The sequence below is a fragment of the Vibrio olivae genome (genome assembly GCF_042428525.1).
GTDB lineage: Bacteria > Pseudomonadota > Gammaproteobacteria > Enterobacterales > Vibrionaceae > Vibrio > Vibrio olivae.
Window position 1 is genome coordinate 62,220 of record NZ_JBHMEP010000010.1, and the last position, 19,937, is coordinate 82,156.

At 45.4% G+C, this 19,937-nt stretch carries 19 protein-coding genes; 14 read left to right on the plus strand and 5 right to left on the minus strand.

The features are described from left to right. Positions 1–305: 305 nt before the first annotated feature. Positions 306–1,274, plus strand: a complete 969-nt coding sequence (gene repA, locus ACFFUV_RS20030; protein WP_103270986.1) for a plasmid replication initiator RepA — start codon at positions 306–308, stop codon at positions 1,272–1,274. A 663-nt stretch (positions 1,275–1,937) separates the two neighbouring features. Next, the gene (locus ACFFUV_RS20035) at positions 1,938–2,183 is read left to right on the plus strand and encodes a pyocin activator PrtN family protein (RefSeq protein ID WP_000351061.1); all 246 of its coding nucleotides are present in this window, start codon (positions 1,938–1,940) and stop codon (positions 2,181–2,183) included. A gap of 1,201 nt (positions 2,184–3,384) precedes the next feature. Here the strand turns inward: ACFFUV_RS20035 and ACFFUV_RS20040 are convergent. Further along, entirely contained in the window at positions 3,385–3,954 is a 570-nt protein-coding gene (locus ACFFUV_RS20040) for a competence protein CoiA family protein (RefSeq protein ID WP_017788929.1), read from the minus strand. Positions 3,955–4,718: 764 nt separating this feature from the next. Between ACFFUV_RS20040 and ACFFUV_RS20045 the strand changes: the two genes are divergently transcribed. Further along, positions 4,719–4,847, plus strand: a complete 129-nt coding sequence (locus ACFFUV_RS20045) for a hypothetical protein (RefSeq protein ID WP_017788943.1) — start codon at positions 4,719–4,721, stop codon at positions 4,845–4,847. Between the two features lie 116 nt (positions 4,848–4,963). Then, positions 4,964–5,929 carry an integrase domain-containing protein gene (locus tag ACFFUV_RS20050; RefSeq protein ID WP_001203214.1) on the plus strand — a complete coding sequence of 322 codons (966 nt, stop codon included), beginning with the start codon at positions 4,964–4,966 and terminating at the stop codon, positions 5,927–5,929. A gap of 299 nt (positions 5,930–6,228) precedes the next feature. On the opposite strand, the gene ACFFUV_RS20055 is transcribed toward ACFFUV_RS20050, so the two are convergent. Next, positions 6,229–6,705, minus strand: coding sequence for a hypothetical protein (locus ACFFUV_RS20055; protein ID WP_017788946.1), 477 nt, complete (start codon positions 6,703–6,705; stop codon positions 6,229–6,231). Positions 6,706–7,067: 362 nt separating this feature from the next. Here ACFFUV_RS20055 and ACFFUV_RS20060 point away from each other — a divergent pair, with 362 nt between their 5' ends. The 3 genes from ACFFUV_RS20060 to ACFFUV_RS20070 all read left to right on the plus strand — a co-directional run bounded on the left by ACFFUV_RS20060 (position 7,068) and on the right by ACFFUV_RS20070 (position 7,980). Next, positions 7,068–7,376: a hypothetical protein gene (locus ACFFUV_RS20060; RefSeq protein WP_017788947.1), complete on the plus strand. Its 309-nt coding sequence runs from the start codon at positions 7,068–7,070 to the stop codon at positions 7,374–7,376. Next, the gene (locus tag ACFFUV_RS20065; RefSeq protein ID WP_017788948.1) at positions 7,376–7,630 is read left to right on the plus strand and encodes a hypothetical protein; all 255 of its coding nucleotides are present in this window, start codon (positions 7,376–7,378) and stop codon (positions 7,628–7,630) included. Before ACFFUV_RS20060 ends, ACFFUV_RS20065 begins: the two co-directional genes overlap by 1 nt. A 68-nt stretch (positions 7,631–7,698) precedes the next feature. After that, positions 7,699–7,980, plus strand: a complete 282-nt coding sequence (locus tag ACFFUV_RS20070; RefSeq protein WP_017788949.1) for a hypothetical protein — start codon at positions 7,699–7,701, stop codon at positions 7,978–7,980. 42 nt (positions 7,981–8,022) lie between these two features. Here ACFFUV_RS20070 and ACFFUV_RS20075 read toward each other — a convergent pair whose 3' ends face one another. Together ACFFUV_RS20075 and ACFFUV_RS20080 are read right to left on the minus strand one after the other, a co-directional pair. Then, positions 8,023–8,736, minus strand: coding sequence for a hypothetical protein (locus tag ACFFUV_RS20075; RefSeq protein ID WP_039549270.1), 714 nt, complete (start codon positions 8,734–8,736; stop codon positions 8,023–8,025). Between the two features lie 63 nt (positions 8,737–8,799). Further along, entirely contained in the window at positions 8,800–9,657 is an 858-nt protein-coding gene (locus ACFFUV_RS20080) for a hypothetical protein (RefSeq protein WP_017788951.1), read from the minus strand. Positions 9,658–9,879: 222 nt separating this feature from the next. Here ACFFUV_RS20080 and ACFFUV_RS20085 point away from each other — a divergent pair, with 222 nt between their 5' ends. Then, positions 9,880–11,250, plus strand: coding sequence for a conjugal transfer protein TraH (locus ACFFUV_RS20085; RefSeq protein ID WP_390196589.1), 1,371 nt, complete (start codon positions 9,880–9,882; stop codon positions 11,248–11,250). Continuing rightward, positions 11,247–14,705 carry a conjugal transfer protein TraG N-terminal domain-containing protein gene (locus ACFFUV_RS20090; RefSeq protein WP_390196592.1) on the plus strand — a complete coding sequence of 1,153 codons (3,459 nt, stop codon included), beginning with the start codon at positions 11,247–11,249 and terminating at the stop codon, positions 14,703–14,705. Before ACFFUV_RS20085 ends, ACFFUV_RS20090 begins: the two co-directional genes overlap by 4 nt. Here ACFFUV_RS20090 and ACFFUV_RS20095 read toward each other — a convergent pair. Beyond that, complete coding sequence (locus tag ACFFUV_RS20095) at positions 14,699–14,983, minus strand: hypothetical protein (protein ID WP_023622879.1); 285 nt, start codon at positions 14,981–14,983, stop codon at positions 14,699–14,701. The two genes, ACFFUV_RS20090 and ACFFUV_RS20095, sit on opposite strands and share 7 nt — an antisense overlap. 83 nt (positions 14,984–15,066) lie before the next feature. Between ACFFUV_RS20095 and ACFFUV_RS20100 the strand changes: the two genes are divergently transcribed. The 5 genes from ACFFUV_RS20100 to traN all read left to right on the plus strand — a co-directional run bounded on the left by ACFFUV_RS20100 (position 15,067) and on the right by traN (position 19,936). Next, positions 15,067–15,408 (plus strand): hypothetical protein, encoded by a 342-nt coding sequence (locus ACFFUV_RS20100; RefSeq protein WP_039549275.1) that lies wholly within the window; start codon positions 15,067–15,069, stop codon positions 15,406–15,408. Positions 15,409–15,498: 90 nt separating this feature from the next. Next, the gene (locus ACFFUV_RS20105; RefSeq protein ID WP_077672958.1) at positions 15,499–15,747 is read left to right on the plus strand and encodes a hypothetical protein; all 249 of its coding nucleotides are present in this window, start codon (positions 15,499–15,501) and stop codon (positions 15,745–15,747) included. A gap of 150 nt (positions 15,748–15,897) precedes the next feature. Further along, positions 15,898–16,518: a hypothetical protein gene (locus tag ACFFUV_RS20110; protein WP_000128321.1), complete on the plus strand. Its 621-nt coding sequence runs from the start codon at positions 15,898–15,900 to the stop codon at positions 16,516–16,518. Further along, the gene (locus tag ACFFUV_RS20115; RefSeq protein ID WP_001277754.1) at positions 16,508–17,065 is read left to right on the plus strand and encodes a FlhC family transcriptional regulator; all 558 of its coding nucleotides are present in this window, start codon (positions 16,508–16,510) and stop codon (positions 17,063–17,065) included. The genes ACFFUV_RS20110 and ACFFUV_RS20115 overlap by 11 nt, the downstream gene beginning before the upstream one ends. A 90-nt stretch (positions 17,066–17,155) precedes the next feature. Next, the gene (gene traN, locus ACFFUV_RS20120; protein ID WP_017788967.1) at positions 17,156–19,936 is read left to right on the plus strand and encodes a conjugal transfer mating pair stabilization protein TraN; all 2,781 of its coding nucleotides are present in this window, start codon (positions 17,156–17,158) and stop codon (positions 19,934–19,936) included. Position 19,937: the final 1 nt, after the last annotated feature.

A 19,937-nucleotide genomic window follows, 5' to 3' on the forward strand; every position in this document is an offset into this window, starting at 1 on the left:
TGCCGCTTTTCCGTTGCACCCATGCTCGATGGGAGTGATTGTTTGATTAAAGCTCTGAAATGATTGTGTTTTTTATTTTTAAGGGACACATAGGGGGGCACGTTCACTTTCACATGTGAAAGTGGGACAGATAGTTACGCTAATCAAAAACTTGATGACAGATAAAACAAAACCCGCTGATAACGGAGTTGGCGCTCCTCGCGGGTTTAGTCTTTCATTCGAGGATTAGTGTAGCAAAATGTGGATTTTTAACAAGTCAAATTTGTTGAGATTGCACTACTTCTCCAGAGCGGAGAAGTGCCAAGGTGTATTCTAATAACGTAAAATTAGCAGGAAGGGGAGCGAGCTCTCACTCCAATGGCTTGTGTTGTAAAAGTACCAAACGCAAGAGAGGAACTCACAGCACCTGTTGCTTAAACCCAAAGCCCGTTTACGTCCGTCCTGCATCTTGGAAGAATTTACCGGGTGAGCTGGGTAAAACGTTCAACTTCTGTCGTAAGCGCGACATTTCCCGTGATCCTCACTTTGTCCACTTGCGTCAGGCCGCAGGCCGTCAGCGTGACTTCAAAGACGTGCGCCGTAACCTCATCAACCCGATGTTTCAAATGCTGCTTTCACGCCATGATCTGGCTACAGGTATCGTGGAACTCGATCTGGAAGATATGGCCGCCGAACTATCCAAAATGTGGGTAACAGACCCGGAAACAGGTGAGCAATACATCACTGAAAGCAAAGTAACCGTAAGCCGGATCAGCCGCTTCATTGATGAAGTCATGATCCCGTTTGGCCTTTGTTACGTTCACGCTGATGGTGATGAAGCCAACCCGAAAAGCGGCATGGTATGGGATCAGGCTAATGGCTTTTGGTTCCCTAAAGTTCTGGTGCTTACTAGCGAGTTTTACCGCCTTGCGGGGGCTGATTTAGATAAACTTTACACTCAGGCTGATGAGCAACTGGCTTTGCGTAATAGCGGACTCACTGAGGCGGGCGAGGTTATCACCCTAAGAGAAGCGCGTAACCGTAAGCGTAAACAAATTTTCAAACGTGCATGGGATGCCCGAAAGCAGAACGCTGGCGCTCAACGCCGCCGCAACAAGCTGGCATCCAAGAGCTTGGACGAACGCAAGCATGAAGTGGCTACGGCCCTTACCAAGTCTATGCCTGCCCATGAGCTTGCCCAGCTAAGCAGTAAGCAGTTCAATAAGCTAGTTTGGGAACGCCTGAACAGCATGGATATAGGCATTAGTCACCCGCCACCTGATACCATTCAATAAATCCAATCGGATTAAACCTAACCGGGCACATGCCCGGCATTTGTCGTTCCTGTAAGCCAAGATCCGGCAAGATCTCCCCACCTTTTAACCTTACCCCCTCTTATTATTGATGCGCTCAGGGGCTTTCTGCGGCCTTCCTTGTGGATTATTTTTGTTATCCACTCTTATCTGCAAGCGGGTAGATTAGTTTATCTGCGACCATAACGAAGTTATGCGCAAAACCCGCTCTTTCATATCTTTCTAATAAATACATATATATTTCTATATCTCACTTTCTGTGAGTTATGAGGAAAAGAAAATAATGCCTGGCCATTTCCTAGCTAAAGCTAGGGGCCAGTGATACCCCCCTCCGCCCCCCAAGGGGGGAACCCCTCGCCGCCGGGGACTCAGGAGGATGGCGCGGCCTTCGGCCTAAAGCCAACCTCCTAAGTCAAGGCTATTACGTTCCAATCCAGTCAAGGGGTGGCCGCTTTAGCTTATAGAGCGCGTTTAGTTCATTTTTCCATAGCAGCGCAAGGCTGGCGCTTTAAAGCCCGGAGAACGGCCACTGGAACCCTTGACAGGCTTTCCACTTAAAAAACGTCTCTAAGTGCCTAGAAAGGGCAGATCCGCGGTATGTCTCGCATGTTGAAATAAACGAAAATGATGGCGTTTAGTTGAGGAATGGATATTGGTCTTTCTATGAATACACTTTTTTTACTGATGGCGGAATTTAATACACCAGTTGTACCTTTAGGACAAATATGTGAGAAATATTTTGGCTTAGCGCCACGTACTGCGAAAGATCGCGCAACGGCAAATCGATTACCTATCCCAGCTTGGCGTGAGTCGCAAAAGGCGGAGTATTTAGTTAGCTTAATTGACTTAGCTAATTACATCGATGAAAAACGGAAAGAGGTAAACATGTGAATACGAAAACTAGATTGAAATTTTCTTTGATTACGAGGGATGAGGCTATTACAGAGACTCCAAATAAACAGTATTTTTCAACAAGCTTTAGTTCACTTTAAGAACTAGATATGTAGTACTTTTGTAAAGTGGTGCTGAATAATGTTGAAAGATGCTCCTGTATTGCATTTTGTTATCGAGAAGAAAAGCCACTCTTAGATGCTCCACATCACAGGTAGTTAGAATCGATCGTAGCCAACCAGCAAGCGAAGTATCTAATAGAGCGTCGCAGTTGGTAAACCAAACCCAAGTCGGTTGTTCATTGTTCCTGATGATATTTAAGATTTGTGACGCATTTCTATAATTCTCGCCTAAGGTAAGAAGGTCAATGTAAACCGTATTTACACCTATTCTATGATTAATTTCATTGTACGTTTCCTGGAGCGTTTCGCCACACTCATTGGTGAACGTATGGAGCCTCATAATGCTCAACAGCCAGCATCCATGTATTAAGCGTTCTGCCGAACCTACAGGCCACATATCAAGATTAGGGGGAAAAGACTGTCGAGTTGCGTTGTATTTCAAGCTATCACCTCTATCAATCATAGCCTGTGTAATAAATAGCAAATGGCTTCAAGGTTTCAATGACCTAAATTTTTATAAAATAGCTCATAATTGAGCTACTTGACTTGCTCTCTAGCTCAAGCTTTACCGTTAAAGAGTAAAGTCTGCGGCTTCATAAGTTATTTTCTTTAAGCATACAGCCCTTATTTTGACTGCATTCAGATTTATGCCCAATGGTATGTTTCTTAGTATTCTTTGGTAGCACTGTTTTCGTTGCTCATTTGTGGCTCCTGGCCAATTTCCTGCATTATAGCCATCAACTATCTTGTACGATGCTGTTTTTCCTTTTCCTTCTTTCGTTAAAAATCCAACACCTTCCCAAGCTCCTAATAGGGCTGCTGCTTGCGCTTGGCTTTTAGGGGTTCCTATCCCATTCATTAATCGCGATTTTTCTATTGACGATGTTGTAGCCCAGCATTGAAGTGTAGCAAATAGTAAGCGGTGAATGAGTGTATAAGAGAGCATTGTTTGATTCGGCATTCTTTGTCTATCCGCAGGGAGCATTGGGTAATTAAATTCGCTAAAATTTTCAATCGATAGCGACCACCAAAAGGAGGTGAAAAATTTAGGTTCAGAGCTTCCATATCTCACAGCTTTTTCACTTGGCTGAATGTTCGACCAGCTTTTCGTAATCAATGGTGTGGCACTCACCCAGTTTTTCGTAGCACCATTGGCGATTTTTCTGGGTATTTGCCTGCTTCCCAAGCCACCAAGTAACGTCAATTCCTGCTTTTCTGTAATCATTCGTTCTCTCCTCTAACTCATTGGGTGTGATCGCACTTAACTGAACTTCATGGGCAACAACCCATCCATTAGGGAAGATAAAAGCAACATCAATGATTCGCTTTATGGATTCAACAGGACATTCGAGCTCTACACGTGCATTGCTATACTCATCAAGATCTTTGGCTAAGTCCCTTGAAAGGAGCTCTTTAAAGAATAAGTGTTCGGGACTTTCTGGATGATGTTTGTATTCTCCTTTGCACTCATTTGATAGGTGCATGAAGTGTATTTTGGGTACGCTTATTCTAGAGTTTCCTCTGATCACCAATTCCTCTTTACAGTATCGACATACTATTTGACCTCGTTTAAATATTGCTCTCGGGTCTTCGTAGTTAAGGATGTTGACACGTTTGTCATTAATCGTGTCATGTCCAATAAACGGCATATGTATTTTCCTTCGCAGCGTAGCTTCATGTTTCTCATGTCAAAATACTATCTCAAGATAGTATTTTGATTAAGGCAACAGGTATGTTTGTATGTGTATGTTTGAGAGCCCTCGAAAAGTTGCTTTTGGATTAACAGTTGTGACGATAGGACTGAAAATTACGTCGAAAAGCAACCTAAAAAGCCTCTTTTGATAGCAGTTGACACACAGACTAACGAAACTATCATAAAAGATGGAATACCGCTCAAAGTCGGTCGTTGATAGCTAGTCATCGTTACCAAGAAATAGCATAAACCACTTCAAAATACTTACAGCCGAATGGCTATACATAGTTAACCCATCTGGGGGATGTGACCCCTGATAGGGCACTCCTCCGCCTGAAATCTAACAGAACGGAGGAAACATCATGTTTCTATTCTTATTGTTTGCAGCGTTGTGCTGCTGCATTGCTGTATGCGTTTTGCGCAGCACAATGCTTCTTACCTGCGATCAACCAAAGGTCTCAGCTTCTAGGCTCCCTCCTGAGCCAGTCAAAAGTGCTCGATCTCCTCCTGAGCAACAACCTGTAACTGATGTTGCTATTGCTGTGGAGCTGATGCTTCGCCCCCGTCTCTGTCTACCGTCAGGGAACAGAGACGGGGGGCTAGCCACCCGACGAAAGCCTTGCGCCTCAATGGCGCTAGGCTTTCGACCCGCGCGGGAAAACGCGCGAAAAATCCCGGCTTCGCCGGGTCCTTTCCAGTATTGGGAAGGAATCAGAGACGATGACATCAGCCGGATCTGCCGTCAGTTTGCCATTTCAGGCAGGCCAGACGGTTGAGAGCAGAGCCCCTGCCATAGCAATGTTTGGTCGTAATAAAGTAGACGTGGGCATCGTCTTATCTGCCCTTTGAAGCGGCGAGAACCGCTTAGCCAGCAGCACGCAGAGCTGCCATCAAAAACTGCATATCACTTAACACCAGTTAGGGGCATGGCTAATGAGGACAGAACAACTAAGAGGGGAGCATCAGTGCGATGTGAACGAACGAATCCGGATGCCAAAAACTTTGGCCTTAAAAGTCGTGACATGGGCTATGCCGGGTTAAATGCGCTGAAAGAAGAGTACAAGTCATTTGAGTCTATTAGCACGATCCATGACCGCTGGAATGTATTTTGCTCCTGGGTCAAAGCTGAACAGGGAATTAAAGATCTTAGAAAAGTTGAAGTTTCACACTTAATGCAGTACGCGGATCATTTAAGAGATCGTTTTGAAAATGGTGAGATAAAAGCATCAACTGCACAAAACTATTTAAGTGCGGTTAATAGAGTAATGGAAATCGCTCGTGGAGATAATAAGGTTCGTGTTGATCCAGTAAAACAAGGTGATTTACCTAAGCGGAGTGGCATTAGTGAAGGGGACAAAAGTATTTCTCAGGAGCGTCACGATAAAGCAACTTACATTGCAACTGAGCGAACTGGAGCATTGTTAAATTTGCAACGAGAACTAGGTCTCAGGTTTGAAGAGTCTGCAAAATTGAATGCAGATAAAGCTCTGGCTCAAGCCCAGAGTAAAGGATGTGTAGAAATAAGAGACGGAACGAAAGGAGGTCGCCCTCGTTTTGTTCCTATTTTTGAGCAATCACAAATTAAAGCGCTAGAACATGCCAGGGATATTCAAAATGGTCGCAGTATGATCCCAGCCGAACAGAGCTATAAAGAGTTTCGGCAGGATGCTTACAAAGAAGCGGCAAGATTGGGTGTTAAATTCCACGGTGAGCGTCATGCGTATGCTCAAAATAGGTATGAGAAATTATCTGGTGTGAAATGTCCAGTCAAAGCGGGAATAAAACATGGCAACGCACATCATAAATATATTTCCAGAGAAAAGGGAATTAGCGTTGAAACAGCAAAGTCTCTTGATCGTGAGGTCAGGATGCAAATAGCAAGAGAACTGGGTCACGGTCGTGTCGACGTGACAAATTCGTACTTGGGGTGAGCGGATATGGAAAAATGGATTAAAGAACGGTCGCATTCATATCTACGCCACGGTGGTAAGCAGACAAGGAGAGCTCAGATCCGGCTGCTGGTAAATGCGTGCAATGACATTGCGGCCAATGAACCAGGGGTGAGTACGCCACCTCAAATCGGTCGGGCACACATCCACCGATACTATGCCAGAAAGTCAGATCTGACACAGAAAACACTGGCGACTCACTTTTATGCTTTTCGTGTGCTCTGGCAGGTGCTGCTAAAGCGCCCCGGAGATCCACCGAGACCTCCGGAACTGTGAATTGATTACATGAAGTAGATGTCACGCTCACGGTTAAATTCACGAAGGATCGATGATGCTTCGGAAGGGTGTTCCATCGGTGTGATCAGAGTTTTCCAGAACTCTTCGTCAAACGAACGCTCCAGGTACAAGTAACGGCAAATCTTGATGAGGTCGACGCGATCCCATTCACTACCATAGCCACCGTGAACGCCTAGCTCATCTTCCAGGGCATAGAAAGTCAGTTCTTCTTTGGCGTCCCATGCTGTACATAAGCGATCAAATAGCCGTTGCACTTTGTCTTTTGGGGTCTTGAAGAACTCGGCATAGGGTTCATGAGGCATCCTGATCACACTGCCATCGGTGTCTTGTAGGAGCGGATAAGTGCCAGACTCCCAAGCGTGCAGGTAAGAGTCAGAAAACTCGTCATGATGCACGCCCAGATTCATGATTTGCAGGCGCTGCTGGATGAACAGTGCTTCCATTACTGTATTGTCGGTCATAGGTACTCCAGAGGTTAATTATCCCTATGTTATATGGAGGGTAAAGTTGCTGATTTCAATGACGGACTGGATTCACTTTCACATGTGAAAGTCGCTGTTCTGACTGAGCTGAGACGTAATTGGTGTTCAAATGGGGTTAATCGCTTTCTTGGGGGAGGGATGCTGAACAGTTTGTCGCCCCAAAAGGGCAGTTGGAGCGATTTGTCTAAGTAGAACAGCCTGTTATCTTGGAAGCTTATTCAGCTCTTGTAGCTGATAAGTGCGATAGCTGGTCGCCAAAAACAAACAGCAAATTAACTTTAAACCCACTCGGGAGCGAATCCCATGTGGGGATAGCTCCCTCAACAATATGAGGTGAAGCTATGTCTGCAACCACTTTCTTCTTAGTCATGATCGTTACCGTCGCACTATTTGCGGCTTCAGCAACCCTGCTTGCTCGCGGAATGCTGTATCTGCTCAAAACTGCGTTAGGTCTTTCTAAGAAGCGGCCTGTAAAGGCCGTCATGCCTACCCAAGTGAGTGACAACTCGGTTGTTGGTGAGTGGCTCAGCCGCGAGCCTAAAACTCACAAAACGCCTAGTGCTTTCATCGAGTCTGCGCCAATCGACGGCCAGATTGGTCGTGAGCCACGCCGCTTATCAGCGTTTAACCGCTGCCTAGAGGTATGCTAATGAGCCTGTTCGATGTGATCACTGAGGAAACTGCTCTGGATATGATGAAAACCACCTATCAACAAGCAACTGGAGACGAGATTGGCGCTTTGTTCAATCAAGTCTCTCCGCTTCCTGATAGTGATGGACGTCTGTTCTTGGGGATTTATGAAGATGAGTACGGCCTGCCTAAGCAGGTCACTGACCGTACTTATGACTCGTATATTGATGCAATGGCCGCTTTTGGCGCGTTGGTCGATAAAGTAATTTATTAAATCAAACAGCACCCTTGCCGGGAAAATCCCGGTGGGGATTCCCGGCCTAACCGTATTAGGAGACTGTTATGTCGGTACAAACTCAATGCGCTACGCGCAACTACGATGTTGTTGGCACCATATTTTACGCTTTCAACACTCACAAACATCAGGAACTGTTTTCAGAGACGATTTCAGCGACATCTCACGATGAAGCTGAAAACCGTTACCGAGAGCTGGTTGCTGAACAATGTGAAATGCGGTCGCTGGAACTGGATCGCATCGAGCTGGAATTCGTTATCGACCTAGATGCTGCTGAAAGTGGTGAATCCTGGGAGAAAGCGTTCGGTGTCGATGAAACTGTTCATTGATCTTGAAAAAGCCGGGGAAACCCGGCTTTTTTCGTTTCTGGTCTAGCGTTTGTAGGCGGTAACGAGTGTTCTGGTGCCCTGATCGTTCAGTACTAGGAAGTGGAACTCACTGCTCGGGTGCCCCCACTCCTCCACGTTATCAGCAGTGCCATATTTCTTGGCTTTACGACGGCGCTCTCGTTCCGCAAGAGGGTAAATGCGAAGCTCCGGGTTCTGGATGCGTTTGACCAGTGACAGCCACGGGGCTTTGGGTTTACCTGAGGTGATCCGTTGACTGTATCGTGATACAGCGTGATCTGTTACCAAGACCGTGCCCATTGCAGGTGTTTCGATAGCATCAAAGGTGCCTGCGTAGCGTTTACGTTCAGCAAGCAGTTGCTCTGTTGCCTCCTTTTCGGTGTCGGCCATGAACTCCGTTTTAGTAGAGACCTCGATCAGCACTCCAGCCAAGCGAGATTGCAGGAAGGCGGCAAACTTTTGGGCGTACTTCTTGTCGGATCTTCCTCGTGCCAGCTTTTTAATTGCACCTTTTGATACAACCAGTTTGTAGCCCTTTCCTGTACCTGGCACACGGCCAAACACTTGGCTCTCAATTAGTAAGTGGCGGATAGCACATAGCTCGCAGAGTAAGGCGCTATCGTCGTTTTCAAAATCGAGGGTGACATTGAGTATGCCTTTTCGTTGGGTACCCACACGCCAAAATACTCGGCTCTGGGTACTACTGAGTTGTTCTGATACGGTCGTTAATGTCATCATAGTTTTGTTTCCATCGAGGAACTGGTATGCATCGTCGCCAGTTCCGCCCTTATATGGTTTCAGTTAGCTTTGAGGAGTTACGAACATAAGCTGTTGACCATGTTCATAAAGCACCGGGTAAGGTAGTGTTTGCCCATCCTTAAAGACGGTATTGGGAGGAAAGTACATAGCTGACCATGCAGGGAGGCTGGCACTTAACTGCCGATAGAATTCATCGACCGGAAAGGAAACCTTTTCAGTTGTCTGCTGGAAAATAATTCGGCTGTATTGACTAGGGTGATTAGAATCTAGAATAAAACTTGCACCTGGCCCAGAAGTGATAAATTCAGGTGTTTGCCAATCATTTATCCGAGCAACGTGAGTTGCAATTACGCAATGCTCAGGTTTGCAGCCGAACTGAGGCGCATCCACTGTCCATATATTGATATCCCAGCCATTCAGTTTTGGCATCGTAATACCTTTGTCGGCCAGTTTTTCAACGATTATTCCCATATTCTGGGCTGTATTTATTAGGCTTGCATCCACAAGTTCCTCGAATTTGATACGTGCATTATCTTTATTACTAGCTTCTGTTTTGGGCATCCAGGCCATTAACGATGGGCGAGCGGACGGGTTATCAGGTGTCGCCATGATATTTCCTGCATTGAATGCTAGAGTCTGAGCGCCAGTCATCCCAGACAATGGCGCATCGAGTGAAGTTAGTAGGGCTGTTGCATTTAGTGCGCGAAGCAAAAGTGATTTTTTGTAGGAGTTAGTACCATCTGAGGAGTCTTGTAAATCTTGATCGTAAATCCCGCCAGCTCTAGCAATGTTTAGTGCTCTACTCTGTTGTGTATCGTATTGCTTTGGTGATACAGCGCAGCCGTTTAAAAAAAGGCTGCAAATGATAGTTGATAATAACAGTGTCAATTTTTGGTTCATTCGTCATTCTCCATTTGGTGAGATTTGTTTCATATATAACATCTCATGGAAAACCATAAACGCAAGTCTAAGAAAGTGGCTTTTTCAAATGTTTTTAACCTGTCACGAAAGAACAATTTAAAGTTAATCCCGATTACTCCCAAAGTGGGCAATTAGAGCGCTAAGGAATAGCGCTAATGATTGAGAAAATAGAAACTCAAAGTCGGATGGAGAGTTTCTATTATGCGGAAAACAATTTTGGCGGCGATTATCGCTGCATCGACAGTAACCGCCCCGGTTTCCGCCGGGGGACTACAGTCTGAAATGGATCGCTTATTCAATGAAATGAGCAATACCACTTTGCCTGGTGTTCATGAGTCACAGCGTCGCGGAGTCTTCACTGGGGGGCGCTATACAGTTAAGTCACGCATCTATGAGCAGAACCTTGTTTCCTTTACTCCACCATCCTGGAAGGCGGGATGTGGTGGGGTTGATATGTTTGGCGGGTCGTTCTCATTTATTAACGCTGAGCAGCTAGTCACGATGATGCGAGCAGTTGCGGCCAACGCAAAAGGTTATGCGTTCCAGTTGGCTCTGGATAACGTTTTCCCGGATGGAGCGAAGTGGATGGAGAACTTTCAGAAAAAGGTTCAAGCATTAAACCAGCACTTAGCGAATAGCTGCCAATTGGCGCAAGGGATTGTTAATGACGCGACGTCAGCATTTGATATTCAGCATAAAACCAAGGCATCTATTAAGGCAACGGGGGCTGGGCTTTATGACGATATGTTCGGTTCGGTACAAGAACAAGACGGGGAAACTCCACTACGGAAATTGAAGAATAACGATCCAGCCAAATATCAAGAAATGATCGGTAATATTGTTTGGAAGCAACTGAAAGCTAACTCTGTAAGTACCTGGTTTCAATATGGTGACACTGCCCTGCTTGAGGCGATGCTTTCACTTACTGGTTCGGTGATTGTTGGCGATTTGGTGGCAGATGCCAGTGGAGGTGATACCAACCCTGTCTCACGCCTCCCAGGAGGCTTAGTCTCCCTTTCAGATCTTGTAGGCGGCGGTCAAGTTAAAATCTATGACTGTGACGATGATTGCTTGGCTCCAGCGAGACAAACTGTCACCTTAACTAGCGTTCGTCAAAAAATTTATGAAGCGCTCACAGGAACAGATTCTCGACCAGGAATCATTTTCAAGTATAGAAGTAATATTGGTCCAATCACTTCCGATGAGCAAGCACTGATCACAAACCTTCCAGCCTCAGTAGGCACAATTATTCGTAACTTGGCTGCTCTTTCTGACAGTGTTGCTAATTCATTTGCAGATGAAAATGCTACTGTTATTGCCAATGCGATCGTGTACGACCTAGCGACACAGATGATTTCCGCGGCAGAATTAGCAGTATCTAATGCCGACTCACCGCATAAAAATGAGGTAATGGGTCAGTTAGAGCGAGCGCGTATAAACATCGAGAACGAACATCGGCAGATGGTCGAGCAGTACGGTTCAGTCAGTGAGATTGTGACTCGCTACAACCAAATCATAAAAAATGTTCAGGCGCAACGTCTCAGCCTCACCAGCTCTAGGGGAGGTGCATGATGCCTGAGTTTACGATTTATAGCATCGGTGATTCGGAACTACTAGAGCAGGTACTGATTGCCGTTGCGATGATCACTGGGACGAATGACTTCACTAAAATGGCTTCCATCGGTCTTCTGGTGTCCGTGGTTATTGTGTGCGTTAAGGGGGTAGTACAGGGAGGGCGTGGTATTGAGATCCAGCAGGTGCTTATCGGCTGGATTGTATATGCAATGTTTTTCGGGGCATCAGCTCTGGTCAAAATCGAGGATGCCTACACTGGTGATGTCCGTGTTGTTGCCAACGTACCCTTGGGACCAGCCGCGATTGGGGGAATGATCTCGAATATCGGCTATGTCCTGACCGACAAGTTCGAGACCGGGTTTGCGACTATTACACCTCAGATAACGCGGAAAGGGTTTCTGTCCTCATTAGAGTTGATCAGTGCGCAACGCCAGCTTGCGGGAAATGCCGCACTCTGGGCTAGCTGGGATAGTGCTGTCGGAGGTGGCTCAGCAGACATGCAGCGTAGCTGGCGAAACTACGTTGCTGACTGTACCGCTATCCGTTATCAGTTGGCTGACGTATCCGAATCGAATTTGAAGAATCTGACCTGGCGCGAGGCATTGCGCTTTTCGTCAACGGTCTATGGTACTGAGATTTTTGTGTCACCTAGTGGGTCGACAACTCCAAATTGTACTGACGCCTGGACTGATCTAATGGTTGCCACGGATACGGCATTCGACTCTGGAACTTCTCATGAATCGATCAATTACCTACTGGGTCTGACTGTCGCTGGTACAAGTGGCGTTAATCCTGTGGCGGAAACAAACAACGCGCTTAATGACCTGTCGGCAACAGGAATCATTAGCTCTGACATGCTTAAGGCAGCGATCCTAACCCCGGTGCTAACCGAGGGCATGGGGCAATATTACGAGTCCATACAGCAAGGCACTGCCTCACTGATGATTGAGCAGGCGGTGCAGCAGCGAAATACTCAGTGGACTGCGGAGCAATCGGTATTTGCTACTGTTGTCAGGCCGATGCTGACATTTATCGAAGCTCTGGTATACGCCATTGTGCCGCTAATGGGGCTGCTCATCGTGCTGGGAATGATGGGGATTCAACTGGTCTTTAAATACTTTATGACGTTGATCTGGATTCAGCTATGGATGCCCGTTTTGGCAGTGGTGAATCTCTTTATCTATAATCGCAGCACTGCCTCCTTACAGGACTACATCACTTCTGGCGGTGATCCAACAAGCTTCGAGGGGATTCTTCACGTAACGGATATGATGAGCAATGATCTTGCTGTAGGTGGAATGATGGCTTCTGCCATACCAGTCCTTACTTTGTTCATTGTTTCTGGGTCAATTTACTCACTGAACTCTCTGGCTGGCCGCATGAGTGGTGGTGATCATATCAATGAGAAGATCTCTTCCCCTGACTTACTGCAACCTGCGCCGTTAGCCCAACAAATGCCAGCCCACGCTTTCAATGCTCTTCAGGGCGGCTTACAGGGAGGTGCTAATGGCCTAATTGATAAAATGAATTTCTCTAAAATGTCTTCTGAAATGGTAAGCAGTGGACATGCAAGAGCTGCGGTTGCCCAAGACGCTTTTCAGAATCAGCTCTCGAACTCATTCTTCTCTGGGAATAGTGCTGACAAGTCCTATCAACGACTCCAGAGTTTTGGGCAGATGCTGAGGGCATCTGATAGCAGTCAAGCCAAAGCGATAGTGAATGCTGGTCAACAGTACGCTAAAGAGCATGGCCTTGATGGATCTCAGACCAACGCAGTTATTGGTGCGATTGGTGCCAGAATGAGTGCTGGCGTGGATGCAGGAAAGTTGGTTTCAACTTTAATGGGGCCAGCTGGTTCGGTTGCCAGAAAAGCTGCTAAAGCGGCTGGAGCAGAAAATCCTGTAGATATGAGAGGAGACCTCAGTGCAAATGCTGAAACCCGCTCAACTGCCGCAAGAACTCAAATGACGAAGGATTTGGATCGAATTGCTAATGACATTGGATTCTCCAAGGATGATACAGCAGCACTGACCAATGATGTTGCTAATCAGATTAGTGACGATAAAACGCAGCGGTTTACTGAGTCTGTTGGTGAGGATCAGCGTCGTGGACTGACTCATACTGCCTCCCAGATGCTGACTGCTCAGGATACCTATCAGCGATTAGCAAGTGCTCAAGAAGTGCTGGGCAGTGTGACGTCAGCAGACATGCAAGCTATTGCTGGATCGGTTTTGAGTGATCAGGCGTCAATGGCGAATTTGAGCCAATACATGCGGCAGGCTCCTAGTGAGTTACGCCAGGCCGCAACTAATCGAGCACGACATTATAAAGGTCTTGGTATGGACGGAGACCGGGCTTCAGTGGGTGGGGCTCTGTATGCGATGCTTAACTCAGAAGATTTGCAACATAGAACTCAGGCAGCGGAAATTGTTGCAGGAACAATTGGAGCTAAAAACCCGATTGCAAATGCCAGTGAGGCGCAAAGGCACAGCCATTTAGATAACGGGGCTCCCCAAATAGATAGCACACTAATCACCCAAGGGGAGAAAAACTTGAACGCCCCTAAATTGATGACAGCTGAGCAGAAAGCCAAACCTAAAACGGATCTTCCCGGAGGAGATAGCGATGTTTATGCCGCTCACGGTGAGAACCTGGATAACGTAAACGCGCAACACGGTCAAAATCGGAGCGATTTTACAGGGCAACGTTTAGGGGAGCTACGCAACCGCATTATGGCTAATGATGTTGCTCCCTCAACTTCATCTCAGGTTTTCGCTACAGCCGAAGGAGCTGGCCGATTTATCGAGAAATTATTTGGTGGAGCAGGAGCTGCTGTAGATGGCTTCTCTGATAATTTTGTAAGCTCAATGGGTCGTCTTGCCAGTATGACCTCTGAGCAGCGTGATCAATTCATTGAAGATGCTAAGCGTGGTGATGAATACGTTGAGCAGGAATGGGGGGTTGCAGGTAAGGCATTAACAGGAATGGCTTCCCTTGGTCGCGGTATTATGGGAGCGGGCGTATCAGGATACAACGCAGCTAAAGAGTGGCTGACTGGTGAATCGGATCTCTCCGAAGCAGCTAAAGGAATGAGTCTCCAGGAGAGAGGGATGTTTTTTGCGTCAGCATTGGCTGCTGCTAGTGAACACAGTGTTGAAGCTGCGGAACAGTTTGTTGAGCAATATGGTGATGAGTTTAGGAGTATGGCTACGGTTGCCGGGGCCGAAGCCGGGCTCAATCAAACAGGTGCTCAGTTGTTCGCGGCTTCATTGACAGGGGATGATCAGCAAGTCGCCAACTTGAGGGAGCAGATGCGAACTGAGGTTGGCGACACTGAACTTGCTGACCGTATGAGCGACATCATCCAGACTTCCGCAGACGCGGGTAAAGATCAAACTGCTGGGTATCTTAATCCAGTGGCGCGATATATGAGTGTAAGCAGAGGTCAGTAGGTTCGTTCAACCGAGCTAATGTGCGGATCGTATGGGTGCTCATTCGGTCCGTAACAGTAGCTTGATGAGTAGGATTGAGTGTCTCTAAGCTTGTTTGTTGTGTCTCTATCTTCAACATTATTGATATTCAGTGTTGAAGATGGGGAGCGGCCATTGAGCCATTGGGCATAGAAGCACACGGCAATGATTAAAACAATCAGACCAAAAATTCCGGCTACTTTGACACAAAAGAACAAAGCGGCCATGAAGGCTGAAAACTTAATTGTTTCTCTGAACATTACTGATCCCCTATTAATTTAGATGTCCCTAATTGACATTTAACATGGAATTTATTTTTGTCAATGCGAGTGGAGGAATTTAGATGATGAATAAAAATAGAGATTTAGGTTATTTACTTGAAGAACTTAAAATACAAATGATTAGGGGGAGAGGTCCTTGGCTTGTAGGAAGAGTATCGCTTGAATATGAGGGAAAAGTGATTGTGGCAAGCGGGAAAGCCCTAGAGCTTATGTTGGAAAAAACAGAGTCTATATTGTCGATGATACATGTTCGGGCGACTATCATCGCTGGACAAAGACGGAATCCTTTTCTCTTGTATTCAAAGGAGTATGAGAAATTATTTCTCATCATAGTGAAAGAGAATGAAGAATGCTTAGCTTTAAGAGACAAAATAAGGTCAGACTATAAAATTAAAAGACCATAAAATGATTTCATGAAAAAATATCATGTGTGTTTTTTGATTCCCCCACTTGACCCCCAAACGGGAAGGTATAAATTTATATTTAGGTTGTTTATGAAACATGTTGATTTATTAAAAATGTTCCGTCAGAACAAAGTTGAAATTGTAATTCTGAGGGAAGTCAGAAAAAACTATTTTCAGATTGAAGTTAACGCTGAGATTCTTATTTCAAAAAGAGGAGGTAGGCGCGAATTGAAAATTGAGACAGCTAAAAAATATTTGGAACAGCTAGGGTGTGAAAAATTTGTCGTATTACTAAAGGATGAAAATAATGAAGAGGTTAATTTATTGGGTAGGAGTTAGCTATACGCTGGGTGTAGCAGCAACTGTAACATTCAGCGGTATTGAGACAAAGCAATGGTTATATGCACTAGCGTTTCCGGCCGTTGTTACAGCACTGTTTATTGCTCGTCCTAGCTTAGTCAGAAAAAACTGATAGAGGAGAGCGTTTCAATGACATGTAATAGCAGCTCCTTGATTCCGAAAATGATAGATCATGCTCAAAAGAGTTTTGGTGTAGCCCGATTTAATGAAAACGTATTTGAATTTGATCTGTGCCTATGGACGCTTTTGAAAAGCCTGTCTAGCCTTTATCCGAAAGAAGTCTCCGAGCAATTTTCTCTTCCATTGGATACTGTGGCCGCTTTGGCTTCGGCAAGCGAAAGTCAACTCAAACTGTTGTCATCTGGTGCCATAATCTCCTTCAAACTCTCTGGTTGTGAAAAGGACTACATCGAGTACCTAGAAGGTCACTATGATCACGTCAGTCTTATAAATAATCAGGATGCTGGGCTCAGCTCCGCCTATTGGCTGCTCATGGGCCGAATAGCACATGACAATACGGACATAGCAGCCCAGATATTTGATGTAACTACATCCCTAACCAAATCGGTGGCCGCAGCCACCGACAACCAGCTTCGTAGCTTAGCCTGTGACAAGGATATGCCATTTGTAATCCGTTTCTCTCCCGAACTGGTGAAAGAAATTCTGGAGAGTGACGAATGCCACGTTACTCATCTCATCTTAAAAAAACATCAACAATCTTTAAGCACTGGAGGCAGATATGAGCTGTAACAGTAACTTGTCACGATGGGGCATAGCTAGGAATATGGCACTCATAGGCTACATAAGCCAAATTATCATGATCGAAACCGGGCTCACTTATAAGCAGATTCGCAGATTATACAAAGAACTCAAAGATGAAGGACTTACGATCCGTAGGAAGAGCCACAAAGTTCGTGGTGGTGCAACAATTATCCATAGTCACACCTCAAAGATAGAAGCATCACTGCTAATGCAGCTCTATTTTAATATCACAGGAAAAGCAGCATTGCGATCTATCAACATCAATACTCTTCATTCTGCGTATAAACTTTACAGCGCAGTCAGAAGTGAAACGCTTGGTATGCATGGAGCGCGCTGGCAGATGCTAGATATTACAGACGCATGGTGTTTAGCCCAAGAGCTGCGGTCTGGTGAAGCGATGATAGAGACATGTCCTAGCTGTAAGTGCAATTACTTTACATCAGTGAATCAACGAACATCTGTGAATTGCCCTTTCTGCTTAAGCTCACCACAAGCTAGTAGCACAAAAAAAGAAGCAACGATTACGACAGTTTGATGCCAAATACACCCCAAATGGGCAATTACAGGTGCGTAAGAATTTTAAATACTGAAATAGCATGAACCATTGAAAACGGAGGTATCGTCTATGGTTCATCACCCCACATCAAGGTTTATCTCGTGTGTGCTTATTGTCACAATGTCACTGTTGCCAACCCACGGATATACAAATCAACCAACAAATCCTGCTAAGACTGGTCGAGAAGCTCAAAATTTTGGTCTTGAAATGGCCGCAGAGTTTGAGCAGCCCTCATATGAGGCTGGCAATGTTCACTTTAGCGGCGGTGAAGCCATCAATGTGAATGATCTTTTCCCTGGCACATCAGGCCAGAACGATGATCCGTTAAGTGACTATTTTGCAGACGGTACACAACCTAATGTGGACGCGCTGAAAAATATCTGGGACTCCAGTGATGGGATGGATGATGTAGGGAGCAACACTAAAAGCTCCCTGTGGCATGATGCTAACAGCGATAACCCTTCGGTTTCTGGAGCTGCTTATAAGGTTCTCCTCGATGCCACGAACCAGTCCAAGCCCGATTTCAGCAATGATCCGTTGATGAATCTTAGCCGAGAGACCTACGACAATATCGACATAATAGCCGAGGGGTTTGGGGATTGTTCGGCTGAAACCATTATCAAAGATAAAACCATTAAGTCACATGTGCCTGATTATTATACATGTGACCGACTGTATAAGCCTAAAGGTAACTGTGCTATCACTCATACGATAGAGATTGCCGCAGAGCCAGCTGATATTGTCTTTCTTATTGATAATTCGGGTTCAATGGGTGGGGTCATTCACGATTTAAGGAACAACGTAGGGGCTTTTGCTCAATTGCTAACACAAGATGGTAGTGATGATTTAAGGCTTGGAGGTGCTGTTTACAGGCACAGTGATTATATCTTTAATCGTGTGGAATTGACTCCGGATTTTAACGCTTTTAAAACTTGGCTAGATGGCGTGAATGCAGCTAGCGCACCTACTTACCCATTTGATGCTATTACATGGGCTGCGAATCATTACCAATGGCGTGGAGGGGATATTCGAAAGGTTCTTGTGTTAGTGGGGAACGATGATTCCGCTGGAAATAAGTCAGCAGCAATCTCTGCACTAGCTTCAAATCAAGTAGAGCTTTTTTCTTTTCACAACAGTGGGGAAGTAAAGAGCATTGGTACACCATTAGCTGATTACTTCTCAGGGCCTTTACTTTTAAAGTTTGCGCAGAATCTTACCGTTGTCTCCGATAGATGGACGCCTCAAAGTTGCATTGAGAATGGGATTGCTTCATTAGAGGAGTTCTGTACGGGTTCTTATAGTGCTTCACCATCTAATGATGATACGTGCGTAATGCTTTCTGGCTTCCAAGTATGTAAAGGCGATCCTGTTTATAATTTACTTGGTGAACCGCCTTTGCCCAATGTACCGAAGTTAGCTGCACGAGTAGATGTCTCACAATTAGAATGTTCATTTAACCAGGGGCAAGGAACTTGTTGGTTCGATAAAGATGGCAACGAGCAATGTCTGGAAAATTACCAAGATATTGAGCAGTGTAAAAAATATGAAGATAACCCCCAATGTGGTTTCATTAGCTCAGAGTGTGTTGATGGAGCGAGAGGCTCACAAGGTAACTGTTATGTACATGAAGAGAAATATGATTGTGGTTACGATGTAGAAGTACCTAGCTTAGAAAAAGAAACCGAGTATTCATGTGGTGGGCCAATCCGATGTATGGGGGATGATTGCCTTGATATAAACAAAACTCAGAGTGCTGATTTTGCAAGAGCTTCTGCATTGTTAAATGCGGCACAGTTCATGACTCAGGATATGAGCTGTGAAGATATTACAGGAGAGAACAACACATATTGTAAAGCGTTTAGCGGTGATCAAGGCGAGTGTAAGGTAGCGGTTGGCGGCGCTCAGGATTGTTGTGAAAAGCCTAGCGGCTTATCGATGGGGGATTATCTCACACTTATCATGTCAGTGCCGAAACTGGACGGTGCAATTCTTTCTCTTCAAGATGGCAGTGCAATAAAAGGTGCATATCAGGCTATCCGTGATCCTGCTATAAGTGGGTGGACAGAGATAACGAAACCTTTCACGTCTTATATGGAAAATATTACAGGTGCTATTGATAACTTTACTAAGCCAATAACCGACTTAGCTAAAGAGGCTATCCAAGCGTTAAAGGATGAAATCGCCAAAATTACAGGTAAGGCTCTTGGTAATGCATCTGCTACGGGGAGCACAGGTGTTGCTGTTGATGCACCCGAGGGGATGATGGAACAAATAGTCGGAGAACAAGCGGCGAGTATGCTCAGCGGCATTATGGCCGCATATACCGCTTACGTCGTGGCAATGATGATCATTCAGATTGTGTGGAAATGTGAAGAAGAAGAATTTGAGCTTAATGCAAAAAGAGCTTTGAATAGTTGCCATCAGGTTGGGTCATATTGCAAAACAAAAGTGCTTGGTGCTTGTATCGAGAAGCGCCAAACTTACTGTTGTTTCAGTTCGCCATTATCAAAAATTATCCAGCAACAAATCAGACCGCAGTTGGGGTTGAGTTGGGGTTCTGCGAAGACTCCTCAATGTGACGGCATTCCTTTGAACCGTTTGGCTGAGGTTGACTGGGAGCAAGTAAACCTCGATGAATGGTTAGGATTGTTACAGGCGAATGGTAAGTTTCCAGAGTCATCTGCGATTGACCTTGATAGCTTAACTGGTGCTGGGAGTATTTTTAATACCGATGGCACTCGTTTGAATGCGGTAGAGAGAACACACAAAAGGCTTGATGGGGTCGATTTAGAACGTATTCGACGAGAGAGTACTAGTTCAATTTTGATTGATACTGGAGCAAGTAATTAGA